General features: G+C 43.1%; 17 protein-coding genes. 13 read left to right on the top strand and 4 right to left on the bottom strand.

Features of this window, described 5'->3' with window-relative positions; genetic code table 11:
* The first annotated feature begins 304 nt into the window (after positions 1-304).
* Positions 305-1357 (top strand): HD domain-containing phosphohydrolase, encoded by a 1053-nt coding sequence (locus ACHZC4_RS00510; protein ID WP_394751781.1) that lies wholly within the window; start codon positions 305-307, stop codon positions 1355-1357.
* 91 nt (positions 1358-1448) lie between these two features.
* Positions 1449-4874 carry an ATP-binding protein gene (locus ACHZC4_RS00505; protein WP_394751779.1) on the top strand — a complete coding sequence of 1142 codons (3426 nt, stop codon included), beginning with the start codon at positions 1449-1451 and terminating at the stop codon, positions 4872-4874.
* A gap of 98 nt (positions 4875-4972) precedes the next feature.
* On the opposite strand, the gene ACHZC4_RS00500 is transcribed toward ACHZC4_RS00505, so the two are convergent.
* Both ACHZC4_RS00500 and ACHZC4_RS00495 read right to left on the bottom strand, forming a co-directional pair.
* Positions 4973-5425, bottom strand: coding sequence for a DUF934 domain-containing protein (locus ACHZC4_RS00500; protein ID WP_394751778.1), 453 nt, complete (start codon positions 5423-5425; stop codon positions 4973-4975).
* On the bottom strand, positions 5412-7064 hold the full coding sequence (locus ACHZC4_RS00495; protein WP_394751777.1) for a nitrite/sulfite reductase: 1653 nt from the start codon (positions 7062-7064) through the stop codon (positions 5412-5414). Before ACHZC4_RS00495 ends, ACHZC4_RS00500 begins: the two co-directional genes overlap by 14 nt.
* A 211-nt stretch (positions 7065-7275) precedes the next feature.
* On the opposite strand from ACHZC4_RS00495, the gene nhaD reads away from it, so the two are divergent.
* Both nhaD and ACHZC4_RS00485 read left to right on the top strand, forming a co-directional pair.
* Positions 7276-8589, top strand: a complete 1314-nt coding sequence (nhaD, locus tag ACHZC4_RS00490) for a sodium:proton antiporter NhaD (protein ID WP_394751806.1) — start codon at positions 7276-7278, stop codon at positions 8587-8589.
* Between the two features lie 210 nt (positions 8590-8799).
* Entirely contained in the window at positions 8800-10026 is a 1227-nt protein-coding gene (locus ACHZC4_RS00485) for an AmpG family muropeptide MFS transporter (protein ID WP_394751776.1), read from the top strand.
* 10 nt (positions 10027-10036) lie between these two features.
* Here the strand turns inward: ACHZC4_RS00485 and ACHZC4_RS00480 are convergent, their stop codons facing one another.
* Positions 10037-10804: an exodeoxyribonuclease III gene (locus tag ACHZC4_RS00480; protein ID WP_394751774.1), complete on the bottom strand. Its 768-nt coding sequence runs from the start codon at positions 10802-10804 to the stop codon at positions 10037-10039.
* 84 nt (positions 10805-10888) lie between these two features.
* Here ACHZC4_RS00480 and rpmE point away from each other — a divergent pair, with 84 nt between their 5' ends.
* Entirely contained in the window at positions 10889-11089 is a 201-nt protein-coding gene (rpmE, locus tag ACHZC4_RS00475; protein WP_394751772.1) for a 50S ribosomal protein L31, read from the top strand.
* A 459-nt stretch (positions 11090-11548) separates the two neighbouring features.
* Here the strand turns inward: rpmE and ACHZC4_RS00470 are convergent, their stop codons facing one another.
* Complete coding sequence (locus tag ACHZC4_RS00470) at positions 11549-13903, bottom strand: penicillin-binding protein 1A (RefSeq protein WP_394751770.1); 2355 nt, start codon at positions 13901-13903, stop codon at positions 11549-11551.
* Between the two features lie 333 nt (positions 13904-14236).
* On the opposite strand from ACHZC4_RS00470, the gene ACHZC4_RS00465 reads away from it, so the two are divergent.
* The 8 genes from ACHZC4_RS00465 to hemE all read left to right on the top strand — a co-directional run bounded on the left by ACHZC4_RS00465 (position 14237) and on the right by hemE (position 22170).
* Positions 14237-15298 (top strand): pilus assembly protein PilM, encoded by a 1062-nt coding sequence (locus tag ACHZC4_RS00465; RefSeq protein WP_394751768.1) that lies wholly within the window; start codon positions 14237-14239, stop codon positions 15296-15298.
* Positions 15298-15867, top strand: a complete 570-nt coding sequence (locus ACHZC4_RS00460; protein ID WP_394751767.1) for a PilN domain-containing protein — start codon at positions 15298-15300, stop codon at positions 15865-15867. The genes ACHZC4_RS00465 and ACHZC4_RS00460 overlap by 1 nt, the downstream gene beginning before the upstream one ends.
* Complete coding sequence (locus ACHZC4_RS00455) at positions 15864-16505, top strand: type 4a pilus biogenesis protein PilO (RefSeq protein WP_394751765.1); 642 nt, start codon at positions 15864-15866, stop codon at positions 16503-16505. The genes ACHZC4_RS00460 and ACHZC4_RS00455 overlap by 4 nt, the downstream gene beginning before the upstream one ends.
* A gap of 3 nt (positions 16506-16508) precedes the next feature.
* Positions 16509-17048, top strand: a complete 540-nt coding sequence (locus tag ACHZC4_RS00450) for a pilus assembly protein PilP (protein WP_394751763.1) — start codon at positions 16509-16511, stop codon at positions 17046-17048.
* A gap of 15 nt (positions 17049-17063) precedes the next feature.
* Complete coding sequence (pilQ, locus tag ACHZC4_RS00445) at positions 17064-19406, top strand: type IV pilus secretin PilQ (protein WP_394751761.1); 2343 nt, start codon at positions 17064-17066, stop codon at positions 19404-19406.
* Positions 19407-19477: 71 nt separating this feature from the next.
* The gene (gene aroK / locus ACHZC4_RS00440) at positions 19478-20002 is read left to right on the top strand and encodes a shikimate kinase AroK (protein ID WP_394751804.1); all 525 of its coding nucleotides are present in this window, start codon (positions 19478-19480) and stop codon (positions 20000-20002) included.
* Positions 20003-20005: 3 nt separating this feature from the next.
* The gene (gene aroB, locus ACHZC4_RS00435; protein ID WP_394751760.1) at positions 20006-21088 is read left to right on the top strand and encodes a 3-dehydroquinate synthase; all 1083 of its coding nucleotides are present in this window, start codon (positions 20006-20008) and stop codon (positions 21086-21088) included.
* Between the two features lie 14 nt (positions 21089-21102).
* The gene (gene hemE / locus ACHZC4_RS00430; RefSeq protein WP_394751759.1) at positions 21103-22170 is read left to right on the top strand and encodes a uroporphyrinogen decarboxylase; all 1068 of its coding nucleotides are present in this window, start codon (positions 21103-21105) and stop codon (positions 22168-22170) included.
* Positions 22171-22177 lie beyond the last annotated feature (7 nt).

Raw genomic sequence — 22177 nt, 5'->3', positions numbered from 1 at the left:
CTATTGCAATAGCAACTTTAGGTAATATTTTTTCAGGGTCAAATGCTTGTTTATTGCTACAGGTGCGGATACTTATCTGCCGGTCTGCGCTATGAGTCTGTAATGTTTGGCAATCTAAAATATCATTTCAGGGTTTTGTGATGCTAGATATGCACACGATGTGACGTTCTTCAGCCTGATAATGGTGTTAGAGCGGAGCATCCTTATACTGACAAGCCTTGAATTACCTTGTAATTGTTCTAAAAATCTAAATACGGTGTCTTACAGTGTAAGTCACTCACATCACTAAAGGTAGATATTGTTAATGATTAAAAACGATCGAATCCTGATTGTTGATGATGTGGTCGATAATATTCGTATTGCGATGAATATCCTCAAGGAAGATAACTACGATTTTTCATTTGCCAACAGTGGCACTGAAGCTCTGGAGTTGCTTAGAGACGAGCCGGAACAGTTTCAGTTGATATTGCTTGATATCATGATGCCGGGTATAGACGGTTTTGAAACGTGCCAGAAAATTAAGGCTAATTCTCATACCAAGGATATCCCAATTATTTTCTTAACAGCAAAAACCGATGTTGATTCTATATCAAAAGGTTTTATAAACGGTGCTGTTGATTATATTACCAAGCCTTTTTATGCAAATGAGTTGCTGGCGCGGGTAAAAACGCATATCGAACTTTACCAGGCTAAAGAGTTATTGAAATATCACAATATTTTGCTGAAGACTAAAGCAAAATATGAAAAACTCAGATTGTTGACCGAGTTAGAAGATAATCAGAAAGAAATGATTTATATTCTTACTGAGTTGATGGAATCAACATCCGATGAGACCGGTAAGCATATCAAACGCGTCTCGGAAATTGCAGCTTTGCTGGCAAAATACCATAAAAGCATGACCGATGATGATATTGAGATTTTGTATCATGCCGCGCCTATGCACGATATTGGCAAATTGACAGTGCCTGCTGAAATTTTGAATAAGCCGGGTCGCTATAGCGAAGAAGATTTTGAAATCATGAAAAAACATGCGGGCAATGGTTTTGAATTGCTGCGGTATTCTGATCGAAAATTAATAAAGGCGGCCGCTATTATTGCGCATGAGCATCATGAAAAATGGAACGGTAAAGGCTATCCTCGTGGTTTAAAAGGTGAAGATATTCATATTTATGGTCGTATTATTGCCTTGGCGGACGTGTTTGATGCATTAACGCATTCTCGGCGCTACAAGCAGGCTTGGCTTATGGATGATGTGGTGCAATACATTAAGGAACGTCGTGGAGCACAATTTGATCCTGATTTAGTTGATATTTTTATAGAACATCTAGATGAATTTATTACTATTGTTAATCCCTAATGAATATTTAATCAGCTATGATCAAAATATTGTTATTTTTTAGTCAGTTAATCGGTTAATTGACTACCTTGGTTTGAAGGTTACAGATATTTTGCTAAATCCGTCCTTGTCGCTGTTTTTTAAGCTTATTTTAATATTTCTTGTTGCTGCGGTGTTTGTTAGTCCGGTTTGCAGTGATGTTATAGCGTCGACTGATGGCCAAGCCCACACTGCATTACAGTGGCCTGTTAACAATGACACAAAAGAAGTTTCAGCGTTTTTCGATGATGAAAGCCAGCAACAAAATGATCCCACAAGCGATACGCCCCGTAAGCGCGCTGTAAAAATACCTGCCAAACGTAATTCTACAGAAGCGCGGATTAATCCGGATAAAAAACCGACTAAGCTCGAAGCCTATCTTAAAACGTGTAAGCCTTTATTGCGTTGTTTATTTGTGCCCCAAAGTATATTAGTCAATGCTTTAGGTAATGTAACGACTGAAATAAAGACGGCGTGGTTGCCGTATTATGAGACTAAAAAAATCCGCTATCCAGAGCTGAAAAAATTTGAAGTGACGGTTACTCACACATTAATTTCAGTGCAAAATATAGCCCAACAGTTTATTGATACGGTTATTAAAACGCATTATCTGATAAAGAAAAGCGTTTTAGCGCAGTTTATTTCTGTTAAGGAGTTGGCGGAAAAGGAGTTGCAATTACTCAGCAATGAGTTACGACATGAGCAACCCATGCTAGCCGCTATGTTTCAAAAATTGTTAAATGCCATACCTGAGACAAGAGATCTGCACAGCAAAAATGACATACTGAATAGACGCAATACCGCCGTGCCGTCTGTTATTGTGAGCAAGCGTGAAAAAAAATGGCTGGAACAGCATCCGGTCGTGCGTTTTGCAGGCGATCCTAACTGGTTGCCTTACGAGGCTTTTGATAATCAAGGTCATTATGTGGGTATCGTTGCCGAGCACCTGAAGTTGATTGGACAAATGTTAGGCATCAAAATCGTTATCGTACCGACACAATCTTGGCGGGAATCTTTAGAAAAATTGCAGAAGGGCGAAATTGATGTGTTGTCAAAAACGATTGATAACACCATGCCACAGTTGACCTTTACAGACTCTTATATTACTAGCCCTATTGTTATTGTAATGCGCTCGGATGCGGATTATGTAGACAGTATCGAGCAAATCAAACAGCTTAAATTAGCGGTTGTAAAAGATTACAGTAACGTATCGTATACTCCCGTAAAGTTTGAACGGGTTAATAATGTGCCGGATGGCTTAACTGCCGTCTCTACAGGCCAATATGATGCGTTGTTCTGTACGTTGGCCCAAGCCAGTTACGATATGGCTGAATTAGGCATTAACAATGTGCGTATTGTGGGTAAAACCGACTTTAAGACAGAGCTGGGTTTTGGCATGACCCAAGAGTTTGCGCCTTTGGTGCCTTTATTTAACCGGGCCCTGCATACCATTAGCCAAAGTGAAAAACAAAAAATCCGCGATGCCTGGGGTAAAGATAGATTTATCGAAAAAGTAAACTATGTATTAATCGCGCAAATTGTGGCGTGTTTTTTGGTGATTTTGGCACTTATTTTTTACTGGATACGCCGATTGACCAATGAAATTAGCCGCCGTAAAAAGAGCGAACAAGAAGTGGTGTTATTGAATGAACGTTTTGCTTTAGCTGCGGAAGCAATCTCTCTGGGGGTATGGGAGTTGAAGTGGGATGAACAGCCGTCCTTTATTTTTGACGATAAAATGTTTGATATTGTTGGGCTTGTTAAAAAACCCCAGGTTTTATTTGAAGAATGGTTAAGTAAAGTTCACCCGGATGATCATTCACTGGTCTATCAATCTATTGCAAAAATGCAAAAACAAGGTGGGCAAGACCATATTGAATATCGTATTGTGCAGGCAGATGGCGGCATCCGCACCATCTACAGTGGCGCCAGATTGGTAATGGACAATAACCAAGGCATTAGGATAACTGGCGTAAATTGGGATATTACCGAACGAAAAAAAATAGAGAGCGCTCTGGAAAAAGCCAAGGAGCAGGCAGAGCAAGCCAATCGGGCAAAGTCTGAATTTTTGTCCAGCATGAGCCATGAAATTCGTACGCCTATGAATGCCATTATTGGCTTTACTGAATTATTAAATGAACAAATTAAGGAGCATAAACTTAAGTCCTTTGTACAAACCATCCAATCGGCTGGGCTTAATTTATTAGCCTTGGTAAATGATATTCTCGACCTGTCCAAAATTGAAGCCGGGAAAATGAATATCGAGAAAAAACCCTGCAATCCGCATGCTTTATTTACCGATTTAGGTAATATTTTCATGATGGGCGTACGTGAAAAAAAGCTCGATTTTATTTTGGATATCGATCCTAGATTACCCGAAAATTTATTATTGGATGCTACCCGGTTACGGCAGATTTTTTTCAATCTGATTGCCAATGCCATTAAATTTACCGAGTCGGGATATGTGCGCGTTAAAGTGAGCTGTGACAATCAACGCAGTGACCAGCTTGATTTTTGCGTAACGGTGGAAGATACCGGTGTGGGTATATCAGACGATCAGCAATGCGTTATTTTTCAGGAGTTTGAGCAGTCTCAAGGCCAGGATGTGCGTAAATATGGTGGCACTGGGTTAGGTTTATCAATCAGTAAAGCCTTGACGGAAATGATGGGCGGCGAAATATCCTTGATAAGTAAGGTAGGGAAGGGTTCAACATTTACCGTTAATTTATATGACGTTGGCATTTCTTCTGAAGCGATAGTCCCGAATAATTTACCCAGTTTGCCGTACAATAAAATTCGTTTTTATCCTGCGGTTATTTTGATTGTTGATGATGTTGCCCATAATAGACGCTTGTTAAAAGAAAATTTTTCGGAAACGGGCCTGGTTACTTTAGAAGCAGACAATGGTCTTGAAGCTGTGCTGCTAGCGCGGCGCAAAAAAATCGATTTAATTTTAATGGATATTAGAATGCCGGTTATGGATGGTTATCAAGCCGCAGAGACGATCAAGTCATTTTCATCAGTGCCCATTGTGGCATTAACTGCATCAGTTATGGTGGATCAATTTGAGCGGTTAAGAAGCGAAAATTTTGATGGTTATTTGCGTAAGCCGGTGTTAAAAAGTGAATTGATGGCTGAGCTTTTACGTTTTTTATTGTTTGATAGCCAAGAAACGGTATTGGCTGTCGATAAAACAATAACGTTATCCTCGCAAGAAAAAGCCTGTTTGCCTGAGGTATTGGAAAAGCTGGAGGAATTAAGCTTGGAATGCTCCCGCTGCGCTAAAAATAACAACATTTCTGACGTAACTCGGTTTGCGGAACACATTTTTGCTATCGGGCAGCAGTATCAGTTTGCTTTAGTAGTGAATTATGCCGCGCAATTAAATTTATACATTGATTGCTTTGATATTATTTCGATTAAAGATGCACTGAATAGCTATTCAAGTTTACTGGCCAAGCTTTGGGAATGCCAAGCCTCAAGTTTAAGGTTGGTTTAGTGTGGGCGGAAACCCGCTTTGGCACTTTGATGTGCTAGCGTTTACGCGGCTCAGCCATCAAAGTACCCTGAAGATACTTTGCTGGCTTAAGGCTTCGGCTAATTAATCGAAGCCTGATAGTGGGCGCTGAAGTCATTTAAGCATGACAAAATTGCGGGTAAATCGTCTGGTTTTTGCGGAACAAAGGCATTAACACCCACGCGTGATAAATAAAATACCTGTTCGGCTACATAGCTACCGGTGGCTCTCAGTTCCCCTTGATAGCCATAGCGGCTGCGCAGCATCCAGGCTAAAGAAAACAAGCGGCCATCTGCAAGATCTGGAAAATCCAGTTCAATCAGTTGAATATTTTCCAAATCCGCTGCCAGTGTATCCAACGCATCGCCAGGCACTAAGCGTACGCCCAGTTTGCCGGTATGATTTAACAGCTGCGCCTTTTCAGCTTCCCAACGTGGCAAAGATACGGTGATGTCACCGGCACTGGGTGTGCTGTCTTCGGCAACATAGTGCCAGCTGTTATCAATAATCTTATTGTCTTTAATGAGTTGCATAAACCCGATCCTTAAAAGGTGTAATGCCTACGCGGTTGACCATGTCTAAAAACGGTTCATCTTCCAAGCGTTGCTTAACGTAAACATCCAAAATAGTGGTGATGGTGTTGGTAACCTGATCTTTTGCTACCGCAGGCCCTAAACGCTCACCAATGGCTGCTTCATTTTCAGACGAGCCACCCAAGGTAATTTGATACCATTCCACGCCTTTTTTATCCACACCCAAGATGCCGATATGGCCGACACTTTGGTGCGCACAGCCGTTCATACAGCCGGACATATTGATTTTCAATTCGCCGATGTCATGCAAATAATCCATGTCATCCAGCGCTTCATTGATTTCTTTGGCAACACCGATAGAGCCTGCATTAGCTAAAGAACAAAAATCCAGGCCTGGGCAACAGATCATGTCGGTGGCCGTGCCGATATTGGGCGTGGCCAGTTTTAAGCTGTCCAGTTGTTGCCACAGCGCAAACAAGTCGCCTTGTTTAACATCAGAAAACACCAGATTTTGCCGGTGGGTGACCCTGATTTCGCCAAAGCTGTATTGGTCGGCAAGATCAGCCACCGCATCGAGTTGTTGGTCAGTCATATCGCCCGGCGGTGTGTCCGGTGCTTTTAACGATAAATACACCGCTTGGTAGCCCGCCACTTTATGCGGCGCGCTATTGTATTTATGCCAGGTGGCAAAAGCTTTATCGTTAGCCAGTTGCTCAGCAAAGCCGGTGTTTTGGTCGGCATTGGCTTCATAAGGTGGCGGTGTAAAATGGGCTTTTACCGCGGCTACCCGTTCAGCACTCAGTTCCATGCCGTCTTTAATGCGTAGCCATTCGGCTTCCACCATGTCGTTAAACTGTTCTAGCCCAGTTTCCCTGACCAAAATTTTAATCCGCGCCTTGTACTTATTGTCCCGACGGCCAAACAGGTTGTAAATGCGCAGGATGGCTTCAAGATACGAGAGTAAATGTTCTTGTTCCAGATACGGTTTAATCACTTGGCCAATCACCGGTGTACGGCCTAAACCGCCGCCGACCAGTATTTTAAAACCAACGTCACCCGCCTCGTTTTTAACGATATGGATACCGATGTCGTGGAATTGGGTGGCGGCACGATCACGTTGTGAGCCGCTGACGGCAATCTTAAACTTGCGCGGCAAGTAGTCAAACTCTGGGTGCAAGGTCGTCCACTGGCGGATAATTTCGCAGTACGGGCGCGGGTCTTCAATTTCATCCACGCACACGCCAGCCAGATGGTCGGAGGTGGTGTTGCGCATACACGCGCCACTGGTTTGAATGGCGTGCATTTGCACACTGGCCAATTCTTCCAGTATATCCGGCACTTCTTCAAGCTTAGGCCAGTTGTATTGGATGTTTTGCCGCGTGGTGAAATGGCAGTAACCCTTATCGTATTTGCGGGCAATATGCGCCAGTTTACGTACTTGCCTGGAGTTTAATAATCCATACGGTCCTGCGACACGCAACATCGGCGCATGGATCTGTAAATAGAGGCCATTTCTAAGGCGCAATGGGCGGAATTCATCGGCGGATAGTTCGCCGCTTAAAAAACGTTGGGTCTGTTTTCTAAACTGCGCGACGCGCTCGTCTACAATTTTTTGGTCAATTTCGTTGTATTGATACATGATTAGCTTTACAGGGAGGCTGTTTAAGTTCATTTAATAACAACGAGTCATGATATACCGCACGGCATAAAATGACAAAATTTATTCTATAATGATAGAATCAGCGGTTAACGCGTGGTTTTGGGTTTATATAATTCTAAAAGTTTAAGAGGGGAAAGTGGTGCGATCGTTATTCGTTTTGTTGTTTGTTTTGTTATTGCCGGAAATTGCGATGGCCGGTGAGTTTGAGAGCCTTGGTTTGACTGGAACGCAGCGTGGTATTTATTCGGTCTTAATTTTTATCATTGCTTATGGTTTTGTTATGACCGAAGAATTTACGCATTTGCGTAAATCCAAGCCGGTTATTTTGGCGGCAGGTATTATTTGGGCGCATGCGGCAGTGTTGGCAGCGCAAGCCGGTGTTTCTGCCGAAGACATGCACAAAGCGTTTGAATACAACCTGAAAGAATATGCAGAACTGATGCTGTTCTTGCTGGTGGCGATGACGTACATCAACTCCATGTCTGAGCGTAATGTCTTTGAAGCCTTGCGTTCCTGGCTAGTTAGAAGACAGTTTGGTTACCGTAAATTATTTTTAATTACTGGTGTCATCACGTTCTTTTTATCAGCGGTTGCTGATAACCTCACAGCGGCGTTGTTAGTGGGTGCGGTGGTGTTGGCGGTGGGTTCTGATAACGCGAAGTTTGTCAGTATCGGTTTTGTTAACCTAGTGGTTGCAGCCAATGCCGGTGGTGCATTCTGTCCGTTTGGTGACATTACCACGCTGATGGTATGGCAAGCGGAATATGCTGAGTTCTTCGATTTCTTTAAATTATTTGTACCGTCTTTAGTGAACTACGCGGTGCCAGCGGCGGTGATGTATTTTGCAGTGCCTGATGAGCAACCTAAAGCCTCTAGTGAAGACGCTGTACAGTTAAAGCCCGGTGCTATTGTTATTTGTGCGTTGTTTTTAGGCACAATTGCGACTGCGGTGAGCTTTAAGCAAGTCCTGCATTTGCCGCCTTTTATGGGCATGATGGTCGGTTTGTCTATATTAATGTTCTACGGCTATTTCCTGAAAATAAAATTTCGTGTTGAAGGCGACGGCGAAGGTGGTTTCGATATCTTCAATAAAGTCCGTCATGCTGAATGGGACACTTTATTGTTCTTCTTCGGCGTTGTGTTTGCGGTAGGTGGTTTAGGTTATATCGGCTATCTGGAATTGTTGTCTGGCGCGATGTACGAAACATTAGGGCCAACAACAGCCAACATCCTGGTCGGTTTGATTTCAGCAATCGTTGATAATATTCCGGTGATGTTTGCGGTATTGAACATGAATCTGGATATGGATTTATACCAATGGTTGTTGGTGACATTGACTGCTGGTGTCGGTGGTTCATTACTTTCTGTGGGTTCTGCCGCAGGGGTTGCTTTAATGGGTCAATCTGACCACAAATACACCTTCTTTAGCCATCTGAAATGGACACCTGCGATTGCCGCAGGTTACGCTACCAGTATTCTTACGCATTATTTGATTAATGGTTAAGAGGTTTGCTTAAAAACTGACCTCGTCAGTCAAGCTGTTTGTTGGATAAAATCGGGAACTTCATGTTCCCGATTTTGTTTTATCCGTCGATTCAATGCGAACTGATTAGGGTTTAGCGTTAGTTTTTCTACTCATAAAGTTTAGTCAGTCGATTTTTCTACGCATAGCACGGTGGTTTCGTGCCATCTCCCCCGTTCTTAGAGGCATTCCATGGCAGACAAAATGAATATCAAGCAGGTGCTTTTTAACCGGCGCATGTTGATTTGTATATTCACGGGCTTTAGTTCTGGGTTGCCGCTGTATATTCTAATAAGTTTGGTGCCTGCCTGGTTACGTACCGAAGGCGTGGATTTAAAGGCGATTGGCTTATTCGCGCTCATTCAATTGCCATTCACCTGGAAGTTTCTTTGGGCGCCGCTATTCGATCGTTATATTCCACCATTAGGGCGTCGGCGCGGCTGGTTACTGATTGCTCAAATAGCGTTATTGCTGGTTATTCCGGCCTATGGTTATTTGAATCCCAAGCTGGATTTATGGGCTATTGCTTATCTGTCCTTAATTGTAGCGTTTTTCAGTGCATCGCAAGATATTGTACTGGATGCTTATCGCCGTGAGTTGTTGTTAGAAGCGGAGCTTGGTTTGGGTAATGCCATTCATGTGAATGCTTATAAAATTGCCAGCCTGATTCCGGGCGCATTGTCTTTGGTATTAGCCGATCATTTACCTTGGTCTAGTGTTTATATCATTACTGCCTTGTTTATGTTACCCGGCATTGTTATGACGCTTGTTGTCAATGAGCCGGAACTTAAGGGCGCACCTAAAACCTTAAGGGCGGCGGTGGTTGAGCCATTTGAAGAATTTCGTAGCCGTGGCTTAAAGCCTGCGTTATTGATCTTGGCCTTTATCTTTTTTTACAAGCTTGGCGATAGCATGGCCACTGCGCTTGCGACCCCGTTTTATCTGGATTTGGGCTTTACTAAAACCGAAATCGGCCTGATTGCCAAAAATGCCGGTTTGTGGCCAAGTGTGATTGGTGGCTTATTGGGTGGAATTTGGATGATTCGCTTAGGCATTAACCGTGCCTTGTGGATTTTTGGCGTAGTGCAGATGGTCGCTATACTGGGTTTTGCCTGGCTTGCTGTAGTGGGGCATGATCCGATATGGCTAGCGGTGGTGATTGGTGTTGAAGCATTAGGTGTTGGCTTAGGCACTTCGGCTTTTGTGGCATTTATAGCACGCACTACGCATCCTTTGTACACTGCCACGCAATTTGCCTTATTTACCAGTTTGGCGGCGGTGCCTCGTACTTTTGCCAATGCCGCTACTGGCTATATGGTGGAAGCGCTGGGCTGGAAAACGTTTTTCCTGATTTGTTTTGGGCTGGCAATTCCGGGCATGTTGCTGTTGTTTAAAGTTGCGCCGTGGAATGAGAAATAATCTTAATCAGTTATAAATTGTAATCAAGGATAAGCGGGGCGTGATCGGAAAAACGTTCGTCTTTGTAGATGCTGGCTCCAGTTATTTTGTCCTTAAGTGCTGCACTAACGATTTGAAAATCAATCCGCCAACCTACATTTTTTGCCCAAGCCTGTCCTCGATTTGACCACCAAGTGTACTGTTCACTTTCCTGATTGACGACCCTAAAGGCATCAACCCACTGCTCTCCTGCAAATAAAGTATCCATCCAGGCGCGTTCTTCCGGCAGAAAACCAGAGTTTTTTTGATTGCCACGCCAGTTTTTTAAATCAATGGCTTTGTGGGCAATATTCCAGTCGCCGCAGATAATATAATTTCTATCGTTCAGCCCACGTTCCTGTAACAAAAGCGCGAAATAATCCAGAAAGCTAAATTTGAAGTTTTGGCGTAATTCACCTGAAGAGCCTGAGGGTAAGTACAGTGAGATAATGCTTAAATTACCAAATTGCGCCTCAATAAAACGACCTTCTGCATCAAAATCAGAGCGGCCAATGCCATTAATGATATTGTCAGGTTGTTGTTTGCAGTATAAGGCAACGCCACTGTAGCCTTTTTTTTCGGCATCATGGTAAAAGCAATGATAGTTCTTAGGAAAAAATGGATCTTCACTCAGTTGGCTTATCTGCGCTTTAGTTTCTTGCAAACAAATGACATCGGCATTTTGTTGTTGCATCCAAGGGAAAAATCCCTTGCGTTCAGCTGAGCGAATGCCATTGGCATTTAAACTAATGATACGCATAAAAAAGGGGTTGCGATTTTATTGGGTAAGCCGTATTATACGAGGTTCTTCAATAAGTGTGTAGCCCGTTTGTGGGTAAGTAATATGAAACCAGAAATTCACCCAAACTATAAACAAATTACCGTGACTTGTGGCTGTGGTAATGTATTTGTAACTGGCTCTGCTTTAACCAAAGACTTGATGATAGAAGTTTGTTCTTCTTGCCATCCTTTCTATACTGGTAAGCAGCGCGTTGTTGATACAGCTGGCCGTGTTGATAAATTCCGCAAAAAATACGGAAAGTAATTGGATTTGGCTAGATCCAATTTCTGGCATCTTTTTTTAAGGTGCTTACGGGATTGGATCTAAGTATCTTTATGAGCATCTAATACCCATTAGATAACGCTCACTCAAAGCATAACCTCACTTTATTCAGCTCTTTTGGGCTGGAGATTCGACAAGAAATCCTGTCTTGTTAGTAATAAATTTTATTAAATATCAGTAGATTACGCAGTAATGCCACTATTCAAAGGTACGCTTTTGTTTGTGCGTATGCTCTTATATTTTGATGCTAACGACTGCTTATTGCGCTATCCTTAGCTCTTGCTGTGCTTACTTAGTAACCTGCATGGCCCACCTGCTTTAGCTGGTGGTGGTTTAGTGTACCCATAAAGCATGAATATGGATAAATCCGCACCTCCCCAAAGCTCAATCAAGTGTGTCTTATACGTTACGTAGTTAACGGCTTTTAAACAATTTCGTTTGTTAAAACAAAGATTCAACCACTGGCTTGGCAGCAGATGGCCTGCTACTATTGCTATTGGGCGATGATGATGTTGATTTTTTACGCGTGGCTGTGGTTTTCTTAACAGCTTTTACTGGTTTTGATTGTGATGCGGTTGCTATTTGTCCTGTCAATTTAGGCGAATAGTCCGATTGGTAAAATTCTCCTCCTTTTTTAATAATACCTTTAGGTGGTATAAACGGCTGGACGGGTGTGCCTTTTAGCGCCGTGCGCATAAATTCAACCCACATGGGCAATGCGGCTACGCCGCCGGTTTCCAGTTTGCCAAGTGGCGTAAAGTTATCAAAACCAACCCAGGCACTGGCAGCAATTGACGGTGTAAAACCGTTAAACCAAGCATCGCGTTGATCATTGGTCGTGCCAGTCTTTCCAGCCAAATCTGATCTGCCTAAAACTTTTGCATCCGTTGCAGTGCCTTTTTGGACGACATCTCTCAACATGGAGTTCATTAAAAAATTAATCTGTGGGGAAATAACCCGCGATGCTTGGGTAGGTTTTAATTTTTGTTTTGCAGAGCACGTTGGGCAGGGTATTTTTGGTTTAGCTTTAAAAATAATTTTGCCATCACTGGATTCGATGTGTTCTATAAAGTAAGGGACAACAAGAAAACCACCATTGGCAAAGGTGGCAAAAAACCGGGCCATTTGTAACGGCGAGGCATGGCCACTGCCTAATGCCAACGATAACCCTCTGGGTAATTGCTCTTTTGTAAAACCGAAACGCAATCCTGTTTTAATGCCTGCATCAATGCCCATTTCCTTGAGTAAGCGTATAGAAACAATATTTCTGGAATAGGTGATGGCTTTTCTGATGCTGGTCATGCCGTAAAAACGTTTGCTGTAATTTTCAGGCCGCCAATCATTTTCCTGGCTTGCATCTCTAACCACAATGGGCGCATCGTTAATTAAGCTCGCGGGAGAGTAGCCGTGTTCAAGCGCAGCCGTATAAATAACGGGTTTGAAGCCAGAGCCTGGCTGTCTCTTGGCTTGAGTCGCGCGATTATATTTATTGCGGGTAAAATCAAAGCCACCGACTAACGCTAAAATAGCGCCATTTTCGGGATCTAAAGCGACAAATGCGCCCTGTACTTTTGGAATTTGCGTTAAGGCCCAGTGGTCATTCTTGAGTTTGCGTACGCGTGTGATTTCACCTACTTTCAGATTTTTTCTCAGTGTATTAGCACTTCGGCTGTTTTTCCATGCCACATCAATAACGGAATCATTTTGTAATCTAGCGGTAGCTTTTTGATTAGTTAAGCTTACAATCGTAACGGGGTAAGTGTCACCCACTATGGGAAGATCGGCGAATTTGGTGCTTTTATCCGCAGCCGACGGTGGCGATGGTTTGTTGCCATGCCGTTCGTCATAACTATGCAAGGTATGTTGTAAGGCTTGGTTGGCGGTTTTTTGCAAAGAGGCGCTGATGGTGGTGTAGACATTCATGCCAGAGGTATAAGCACCTTCACCATATTGTTCAAACAGTTGTTGTCTTACCATTTCTGCCACAAAAGGTGCTGAAACTTCCGATGAGGTGTATTGTAATTTGGCAGTGGACGGTTGCTTAATGGCTTGTTTGTATTGATCTTCCGTAATCATCATGAGCTCAAGCATGCGGTGCAACACATAATTACGTCTTATAATCGCCCGTTTTTCGTTAGTAATGGGATTGTAGGCGGAGGGTGCTTTCGGTAGGCCGGCAATCATGGCGTGTTCGGCAAGAGACAATTTGTTGAGCGGCTTGCCATAATAAGTCTGGGTAGCTGCCACCACACCGTAAGCACTGTGCCCCATATAGATTTGGTTGAGATACAGCTCAAGGATTTTATTTTTTGAATATTCCCGCTCCAGCTTTAATGCCAGAATAATTTCTTTTAATTTTCGGGTATAGGTTTTTTCGTTGCTTAGAAAGAAGTTACGGGTAACCTGCATGGTAATGGTGCTACCGCCCTGGCTTTTTTTGCCCGTTAGTACTAGCTGGAGAACTGCGCGTACCAGCCCTTTGTAGTCTACGCCAGGATGTTGATAAAAGTTATCATCTTCAGAAGCCAGAAAGGCATTAATCAGTTGTTTTGGGACTTCTTCTATTTTCAGCGGAATACGTTTGTTGCCGCCAAACTGCGCGATGAGTAATTTTTCTTTACTGTAAATATTGAGAGGAGTTTGGTATTCAACGTTCTGTAAGGTTGCGGTGTCGGGCAACTCATGCAGTAGGCGCATGTAAAACTGGTAGCCAGCAATTCCTGCTAAAAAGATACCGACGGTTAATAATTTAGCAATTGATTTAAAAGGGCTTCCGCTGAGTAGTTTTAGTGCCACAGGTTTTTCCATTGATATTTACGTTGTCAGGAATAGGGTGCTTTTTACGCTAAGGCTTGCGGGGTAAGTTTAGACAATTAAAAACCCGTAAGCTTGCCGCGTAAATTCAGTCAATAATAAAAAATATTTATTATCAGGACAAACACTTACTTATCTGGTTTGAAAGGCAGTATAGAGCAACATGAGTAACAAACAAATAAATTGAAGATTTTTACTTTTAAAATAAAAAACGCAACTATACTTTGGATTGCTAATTTTTATTACTGTTTTGATACGAATTTAAGACTATCTTTCCACATTAGCCAATTAATTATCACGTTTTAAGGGTATCGCATGAAGTGGTTTGGACGTAAGCAGGGGGCAGTACTTGGGCTTGATATCAGTACGGTAGCTGTAAAGTTACTGGAGCTAAGTAAATCCGGCACCCGTTATAAAGTTGAAAGCTATGCAGTTGCCCCCTTGTTGCAATCGGCGATTGTTGATAAAAACATGGTGAGCACCGATGTGATTGCTGATGCTATAAAAGTGGCGGTCAAACAGTCGGGAACAAAACTGAAATACGCATCGGTTGCTGTTTCTGGTGCTGCGGTCATGACCAAAATAATCACTATGCCTAAAGCGTTGACTGATGACGAAGTGGAAGAGCAGATTATGATCGAGGCTGATCAGTATGTGCCTTACGCTTTGGATGAGGTCAGTCTGGATTTTGAGATTCAAGGCATTAATGAACAAAATCCGGATATGGTAAACGTTATCTTAGCGGCTTCTAGAAAAGACAATGTGGATGACCGTGTTGAAGCGCTGAGCAAAGCTGGACTAAAAGCCAGGGTTGTTGATGTGGAAGCTTTTGCTATGGAAAATGCGTTTAGTTTGCTGGCTGATCAATTGCGTAATTCAATGGCAGGGCAAACTATTGCCATTGCTGATATCGGTGCGACACTATCTACCTTAAATGTACTGCATGAAGGCCGTACCGTTTACACCCGTGAACAAGTATTTGGTGGCAAACAATTGACTGAAGAAATTCAGCGCCGCTATGGGCTATCTTGCGAAGAAGCCGGTTTGGCCAAAAAACATGGCGGCTTGCCGGACAATTATATTGTTGATGTTCTGGAGCCGTTTAAACGTGCGGTTGTTCAGCAAATTGCACGCTCGTTACAGTTTTTTGTTTCGTCAAGTGCCAATAAAAATATAGATAGCATTATTTTATCGGGAGGTTGTGCGGCTATACCCGGTATTGAAAAAATGGTATCGCAAAGTTTAGGGGTGAATGCGTATATCGCTAATCCGTTTATCGATATGACCTTGTCTTCTAAAGTAAAGCCGCAAACCTTGAGTAATGATGCACCGGCGATGATGCTGGCCTGTGGATTAGCATTAAGGAGTTTTGACTGATGGCAAAAATCAATTTACTGCCCTGGCGCGACGAGTTACGGAAGAAGCGAAAAAAGGATTTTTTTACTTCAATGGGTTTGGCGGCTCTACTCACATTAATTGTTATGGGAGCCGTTCATAGCTATATCGAAAGCCTAAAAGCTTACCAGATACAAAGAAATAAGTTATTGGAAAACGAAACCGTTTGGCTTGAGAAAAAAATTGTTGAAATCAGAACCATTGAAGAAAAAAAGAGCAAGTTGCTGGCAAAGATAGATTTGATCCATAAGCTCCAGGCGAGTCGTCCGGAAATTGTGCATTTATTTGATGAAATTCCTAAGGCAACTCCAGATGGTGTGTTTTTGAGCAAGTTTAGTCAAGTGGGTTCATCGTTAATTTTTGAAGGTAAGTCACAATCTAATGCCCGGGTTTCTGCGTTTATGCGGGCTATTGATGTATCGCCGTGGCTAGATGCGCCAAGGCTGGATGTTATACAAGTGCCCAAGGCCGAAAACGGCGAACAATTAAGTGATTTTGTATTGCATGCGATTTTAGGCGCAAACAAGACTAAAACTGAGGGTGGCAAATGAACCTATCGGAAATAAATTGGGATATCAATGCGGCTGGAACATGGCCATTTCCAGTTAAGGTCGCAGCCACATTAATTCTGTGTGCCGTGGTGGCGCTGGGAGGTATCTATTGGGATACCCTGGATCAGTTAGACAGCCTTGATGTCGTCAAGAAAAAAGAGCAAGAATTAAAGGCTACTTTTGAATTAAAACAGAAAAAAGCCGTTAATCTCAAGGATTATCAAAAACAGCTTAGCGATATTGAATCCTCTTTGGAGGTTATGGTTAGGCAAATGCCGACCGAAGAAGAGGTGGCCAGTTTGTTAATCGACATTTCACAAACCGGCTTGGCCAGTGGCTTGGAATTTAAATTATTTAAGCCAAGCGGGCCGGTGAGGCAAGAGTTTTATTCAGAGTTGCCCATTAATATTCAAGTGACTGGAAAATATGAAGAGCTGGGTTTATTTGTCAGTGGCTTGGCATCGTTACCGCGTATTGTCACGGTTCATGATGTCAATATGATGCCTCAAGGTAAAGGCGGTAAAGAGGGCAAAGACAATATTATCCTGATGAACGCTACGGTAAAAACCTATAACGAAGGCAGTAATGATATGAGTGTTAAGCCCGGTGCCAAGACTGTCAACAGGAAGCGAGGATAGCCGATGTTAGAGAATATTACCGCGCCGTCACTGCGACTGGGTTGGATTGTGTGCCTCATTTTATTAACAGGTTGTGGCGATGACGATTTTTCTGACTTAGATCGTTATATAGCAGAAGTGAAAGCCAGACCTAAAGGCCCTATTGAACAATTGCCAGAAATTAAAGTTGTTGAACCTTTTATTTTTAAACCCGAAGGTTTGCGAGACCCTTTTCAGCCGTTGCAACAGCCTGAAGAAGAAGAGGTTGAAGTTTATAAAAGTAACGGCATAAAGCCCGATACCACGCGCCGTAAAGAAGAACTGGAAGCCTATCCTTTAGACGGTTTAAAAATGGTGGGCACTGTGGTTAAAAATGCAAATTTATGGGGCTTGATTAAAGCCAGCGATAACACGATTCATCGGGTTCAAGTCGGTAATTATCTAGGCAAAAACTTTGGAAAAATTATCCGTATTGTCAACGACAAAATTGAAGTTATGGAAATAGTATCTGATAAGCCTGGAACTTGGCGTGAACAGCAGGCTTCATTAGCCTTAGCTGAGTAATTTTGAGGATTGAAAATGGAGAATAAACAAGGTGGCACAATGGTAAACATGACGTGGCGTTTTTTAAGAGTACATTGCTGTATTGCCTTTCTATTGTTGTTCCAGATGGCATCGGTTGCTGCGAATGAGCTTGCTATTTCCAATATTGATGTGGCAACGGTGTCAGGAGGCAAGTTACAAATACAGCTGGAGTTAAATGGTCCCGCGGTTACGCCCAAGGTATTTCATACCGATAATCCGGCCAGAATAGCGATAGATTTGATCGGTGTTAAAAGTGCGCTGGCAAAAAAAATGTACCCGATAAACCAGGGATCGGTAACCAATGTCTATGTCGCAGAGGCAGCGGATAGAATTCGTATTGTTGTTAATATGATGGAAGCAACCCCGTTTGAGACCACCGTTGAAGGCAATAAGATTTTAGTCACCTTGAATGGTTCTGGTGCTGTTTCATCGAGTTTATCCGGCTCGCATTCTTCTGGAAGAAATAGCACATCTTCGATTAATGCTTTAATGCCCGAACAGGCGATTAATGGTTTTGATTTTAAACGCGGTGATAACGGTGAAGGCAGAATTCTGGTGTCGCTGGCAAACCCTAATACTATTGTGAATAGCCGGGAAGAAGGCGGCAAAGTGGTAGTGAGTTTTGTTAACACCCGTTTGCCTGAAAATTTGGCTAAACGTCTGGATGTTTCCGAATTTGCTACACCGGTTAAATATATTGATGCCAATATGTCCAGTCGTGAAACGACAGTGACGGTGTCCTTGCAAAATAATTTATATGATTATTCGTTGTTCCAGTCTGATGGTTTGCTGACCATTGAGTTTAGGCCGTTAACCAATGCTGAAAAAGAAGTATTGGATAGCAAGCGGGTAAAATATACCGGTGACCGGTTATCATTAAATTTTCAGGATATTGATATCCGCAGCGTGATTGCCATTTTGGCGGAATTTACCGGACAAAATGTAGTGGCCGGTGATGAAGTTGTCGGTACTATTACCTTAAAACTGGATGATGTGCCTTGGGATGAAGCTTTGGACTTTATTATGATGACCAAAGCCCTGGAAAAGTTTGAAACCGGTAATGTAACTTTAATAGCGCCTATCGGAAAAATTAAGGAATACAAAGAAAAACAAAAAGAGACTGAGCAAATTGTTGAGCAGTTAGACCCTTTAATTACCGAGTACATTAAAATCAATTATGCCAGAGCCGAGAATTTTCGTAATTTGTTAAATGGAATGGATACCGGTGCGTTCGGCAGCTGTGGCGCGGGCAAGTCATCCGGCGGTGGCGGCGGCTCCAGTTCTAGCTCAATTAGCCCTCCTGCTATTGGGATGCTGGGGATGCAAAATCAACAAGGGAGTGGTAATTCTGGGCAAGGACAAAATCCTCAGAGCGCCCAGAATGAGCAGTTTAGAATTTTGTCATCGCGTGGCTCTGCGGTAGTGGATGCCAGAACTAACACTTTAATTATAAGAGAAACTTCAAAACGTCTGGAAGATGCCAAAAAGTTAATACGTAAGCTGGATGTGCCAGTGCGTCAAGTTATGATTGAATCTAGGATTGTAATTGCAAGCAATAGTTTTGCCAAAGAGTTGGGCGTTAAGTTTGGTACTGTAGCACTAGGTAATGACGGTTCTACTGGCTTTGGCGTTGGTGGCAGAGGCACAAGAGGCACGCCGGAAAACACGACTGGAACCTTAGATATTGATGAAAACGGCAAGAGAACTGAAACGAGATCAGGTGAGCCTGCAAAAATTGACTATCAGGATATGTTGGTGGATTTGGGCGCGGCAGTAGGCGCAGGCAGTGGCGGTGCTTTGGCATTAACTTTGGTTAAAGGGGCAGACTACGTGTTAAACCTGGAGTTATCTGCTTTACAAGACCAAGGTTTAGGCGAATTGGTATCTAATCCTCGTGTTATGACTTCTGACCGCTGTCAGGCGACTATTAAACAGGGTGTGCAGATTCCTTATCAAACTGTCAGTCAAAATGGTACCCAAACGCAGTTGGTTGATGCGGCTTTGCAATTGGATGTATTGCCACAGATTACGCCTAGTGGCAGTGTAGTGATGCAATTAAAGATCACTAAGGATTCGCCAGGGCAATCTACACCCGATGGGATCGGTATTGATACGCGGCAAATTACCACTAATGTTCATGTAATGGATGGAGAAACGGTAGTTTTGGGTGGAGTTTTTGAAGGTACCCAGCTTAACACTACTAACAAAGTGCCATTTTTTGCTGATTTACCAGGCGTTGGCTTTTTGTTTAAGAAAACAAAAAAGATAGATAATAAAACCGAACTATTAATTTTTATAACCCCAAAAATTATCACGGATAATACAATAAAGGATTGAACGCTTCTACTTGCGACAAAAAGGGGGCATAATGCCCCCTTTTTTAATGCTAAATTTTCGAGAAAATACCTATAGTGCGACGAGAAAATATATATTTAATAGGGCTTATGGGAACAGGGAAAACGACCATAGGTCGCCAGTTAGCGAAATCTGTTAAATTGCCTTTTTACGATACCGATAAAGCCATTGAAGAAAGTACCGGCGTGGATATTCCGACTATTTTTGAATTTGAAGGCGAAGAAGGTTTTCGTGAGCGCGAACAAAAAATGGTGCAGCAACTGACGCAACTGAACGGTATTATACTGGCGACAGGCGGCGGTACTGTGTTGCGCGAGCAAAATCGCAATATGCTGAAGCAAAATGGCTTTGTGGTGTATTTGCAGTGTCCGATAGATCGTATTTTAGAGCGCACCCGTCGGGATACCCAAAGACCGTTATTGCAAACCGAAAACCCCAGAGATCGACTGGAAGGGTTGCACAAGCAACGCGAACCGCATTATTTATCCTGTGCTGATTTTACAATTGATACGGGAACCTTGCCTAGCAAGGCGGTAGTGATTCGCATTTTGGAAGAATATCGCGCCGCTGTTGGTTAAACTATGAAAAAATTAACAGTAGAGCTGGGCGAGCGTAGCTACCCTATTTATATTGGTTCTGGTGTATTAAATCAACCTGATGTTTATCGCCAACATATTAAATCCACGCAAGTCCTTGTGGTTAGCAACAAAACTGTCGCTGATTTGTATTTGAATAAAGTATTAAATCAATTACAAGACTACCGTGTTGAAACGGTTATCTTGCCTGATGGCGAAGCCTTTAAAACACTGGAACACGTCGCCAAAATTTTTGATAGCCTGCTTGCCGCCAAATTTAGCCGTAATGCTACTTTAATTGCTTTGGGTGGCGGTGTTGTCGGTGATATGGGCGGCTTTGCAGCGGCTTGTTATCAGCGTGGCATTGCTTTCTTGCAAATTCCTACTACGTTGTTGGCGCAAGTGGATTCTTCCGTAGGTGGCAAAACCGGCGTAAACCATCCTTTAGGCAAAAACATGATCGGCGCTTTTTATCAGCCGCAATGTGTGATTGCCGATGCCGATGTCCTGGATACCTTGGATGACCGTCAGTTATCGGCAGGACTTGCCGAAGTTATTAAATACGGTCTGATAAGAGATGTCGAATTTTTTGTCTGGCTGGAAAATAACATGGATGCGTTATTAGCCAGAGATAAATCTGCTTTGGCTTACGCTATCGAGCAATCCTGTCTTAATAAAGCCCAAATAGTTGCTGAAGATGAAACAGAAACCGGGGTGCGCGCCACGCTTAATCTGGGTCATACCTTTGGCCATGCCATTGAAACCGGAACCGGTTACAACGAATATTTACATGGCGAAGCTGTAGCTATTGGTACGTGTCAAGCGGCAGATTTATCCAGAAGAAAAGGCTGGTTGAACGATGCGGATGTAGAACGGATTATTACCTTGTTCAAACGGGCAAAATTGCCGGTGCTTCCGCCTGCACAAATGGACTGCGAACAGTTTTTGGCACTGATGGCAGTTGATAAAAAAAATGTCGATGGCTTGATCCGTCTAATCCTGTTAGAAAAAATTGGTGTGGCCACATTGCCGACAGGTGTTGAGCGCGCACTGTTGGAACAAACACTTAAACAATACGGCAGACAGTAAAGGATTTGCAAAAAATGACCGAATTAAAAAACGATACCTTTATTAGAGCGCTATTAAAACAACCTGTTGAACAAACGCCAGTGTGGATGATGCGTCAGGCAGGGCGGTATTTGCCCGAATACAGAAAAGCCAGGGAACAGGCCGGTAGTTTTTTGAATTTATGTACCAATCCTGAGCTCGCCTGTGAAGTCACCATGCAGCCATTACGGCGCTTTGATTTTGATGCCGCCATTCTGTTTTCCGATATTTTGACCATTCCCGATGCAATGGGGCTTGAGTTATGTTTTACCGAAGGCGAAGGCCCCAAGTTTGGCAAGCCAGTCAGAACTGTCGCTGACGTGCATAGATTGCCCATTCCCGATCCTGAAGTTGAGCTGCGTTATGTGATGGATGCCGTGCGCTTAATCAGAAAGACTTTAAACGGTAGTGTGCCGTTAATTGGTTTTTCTGGCAGTCCCTGGACGTTGGCGACTTACATGGTGGAAGGTGGCAGTAGCAAAACTTTTCGTTTGGTTAAAGGTTTAATCTACGAACAACCCGCTGTCGCTCATATTATGCTCGATAAGCTGGCACAATCGGTAGCTGCCTATCTTAACGCACAGATTGAAGCAGGCGCTCAGGTGGTTATGTTGTTCGATACCTGGGGCGGTGTATTGACTTCGGAAGACTACGCGCAGTTCTCTTTATATTACGCCAAACAAGTGCGTTCCTTGCTGAAAACATCGCATGATGGCCAACAGATACCGACTATATTGTTTACCAAAGGTGGGGGCTTATGGTTGGAAGATATGGCAGATGCGGGTTATGATGCACTGGGTCTGGATTGGCAAACCGATATCCACAAAGCCAGAGCACGCGTAGGCAATCGCGTGGCCTTGCAAGGCAATATGGATCCGGTCTTCCTGTATGCGCAACCAGATGATATTATTGAAAAGGTTAAAACCATTTTGCAGGGTTACGGTTCTGGAAGCGGCCATGTGTTTAATTTAGGACATGGCATTTTGCCGGACATGAACCCTGAGCATGTCAAAGTGATGGTCGATGCTGTGCATGAGTACAGCAGGGTATATCATCAGTCGTAACGTTGAT

Source organism: Crenothrix sp., from assembly GCF_043729335.1.
Lineage (GTDB): Bacteria > Pseudomonadota > Gammaproteobacteria > Methylococcales > Methylomonadaceae > Crenothrix.
This window is presented reverse-complemented; position numbering and strand designations above follow the sequence as displayed.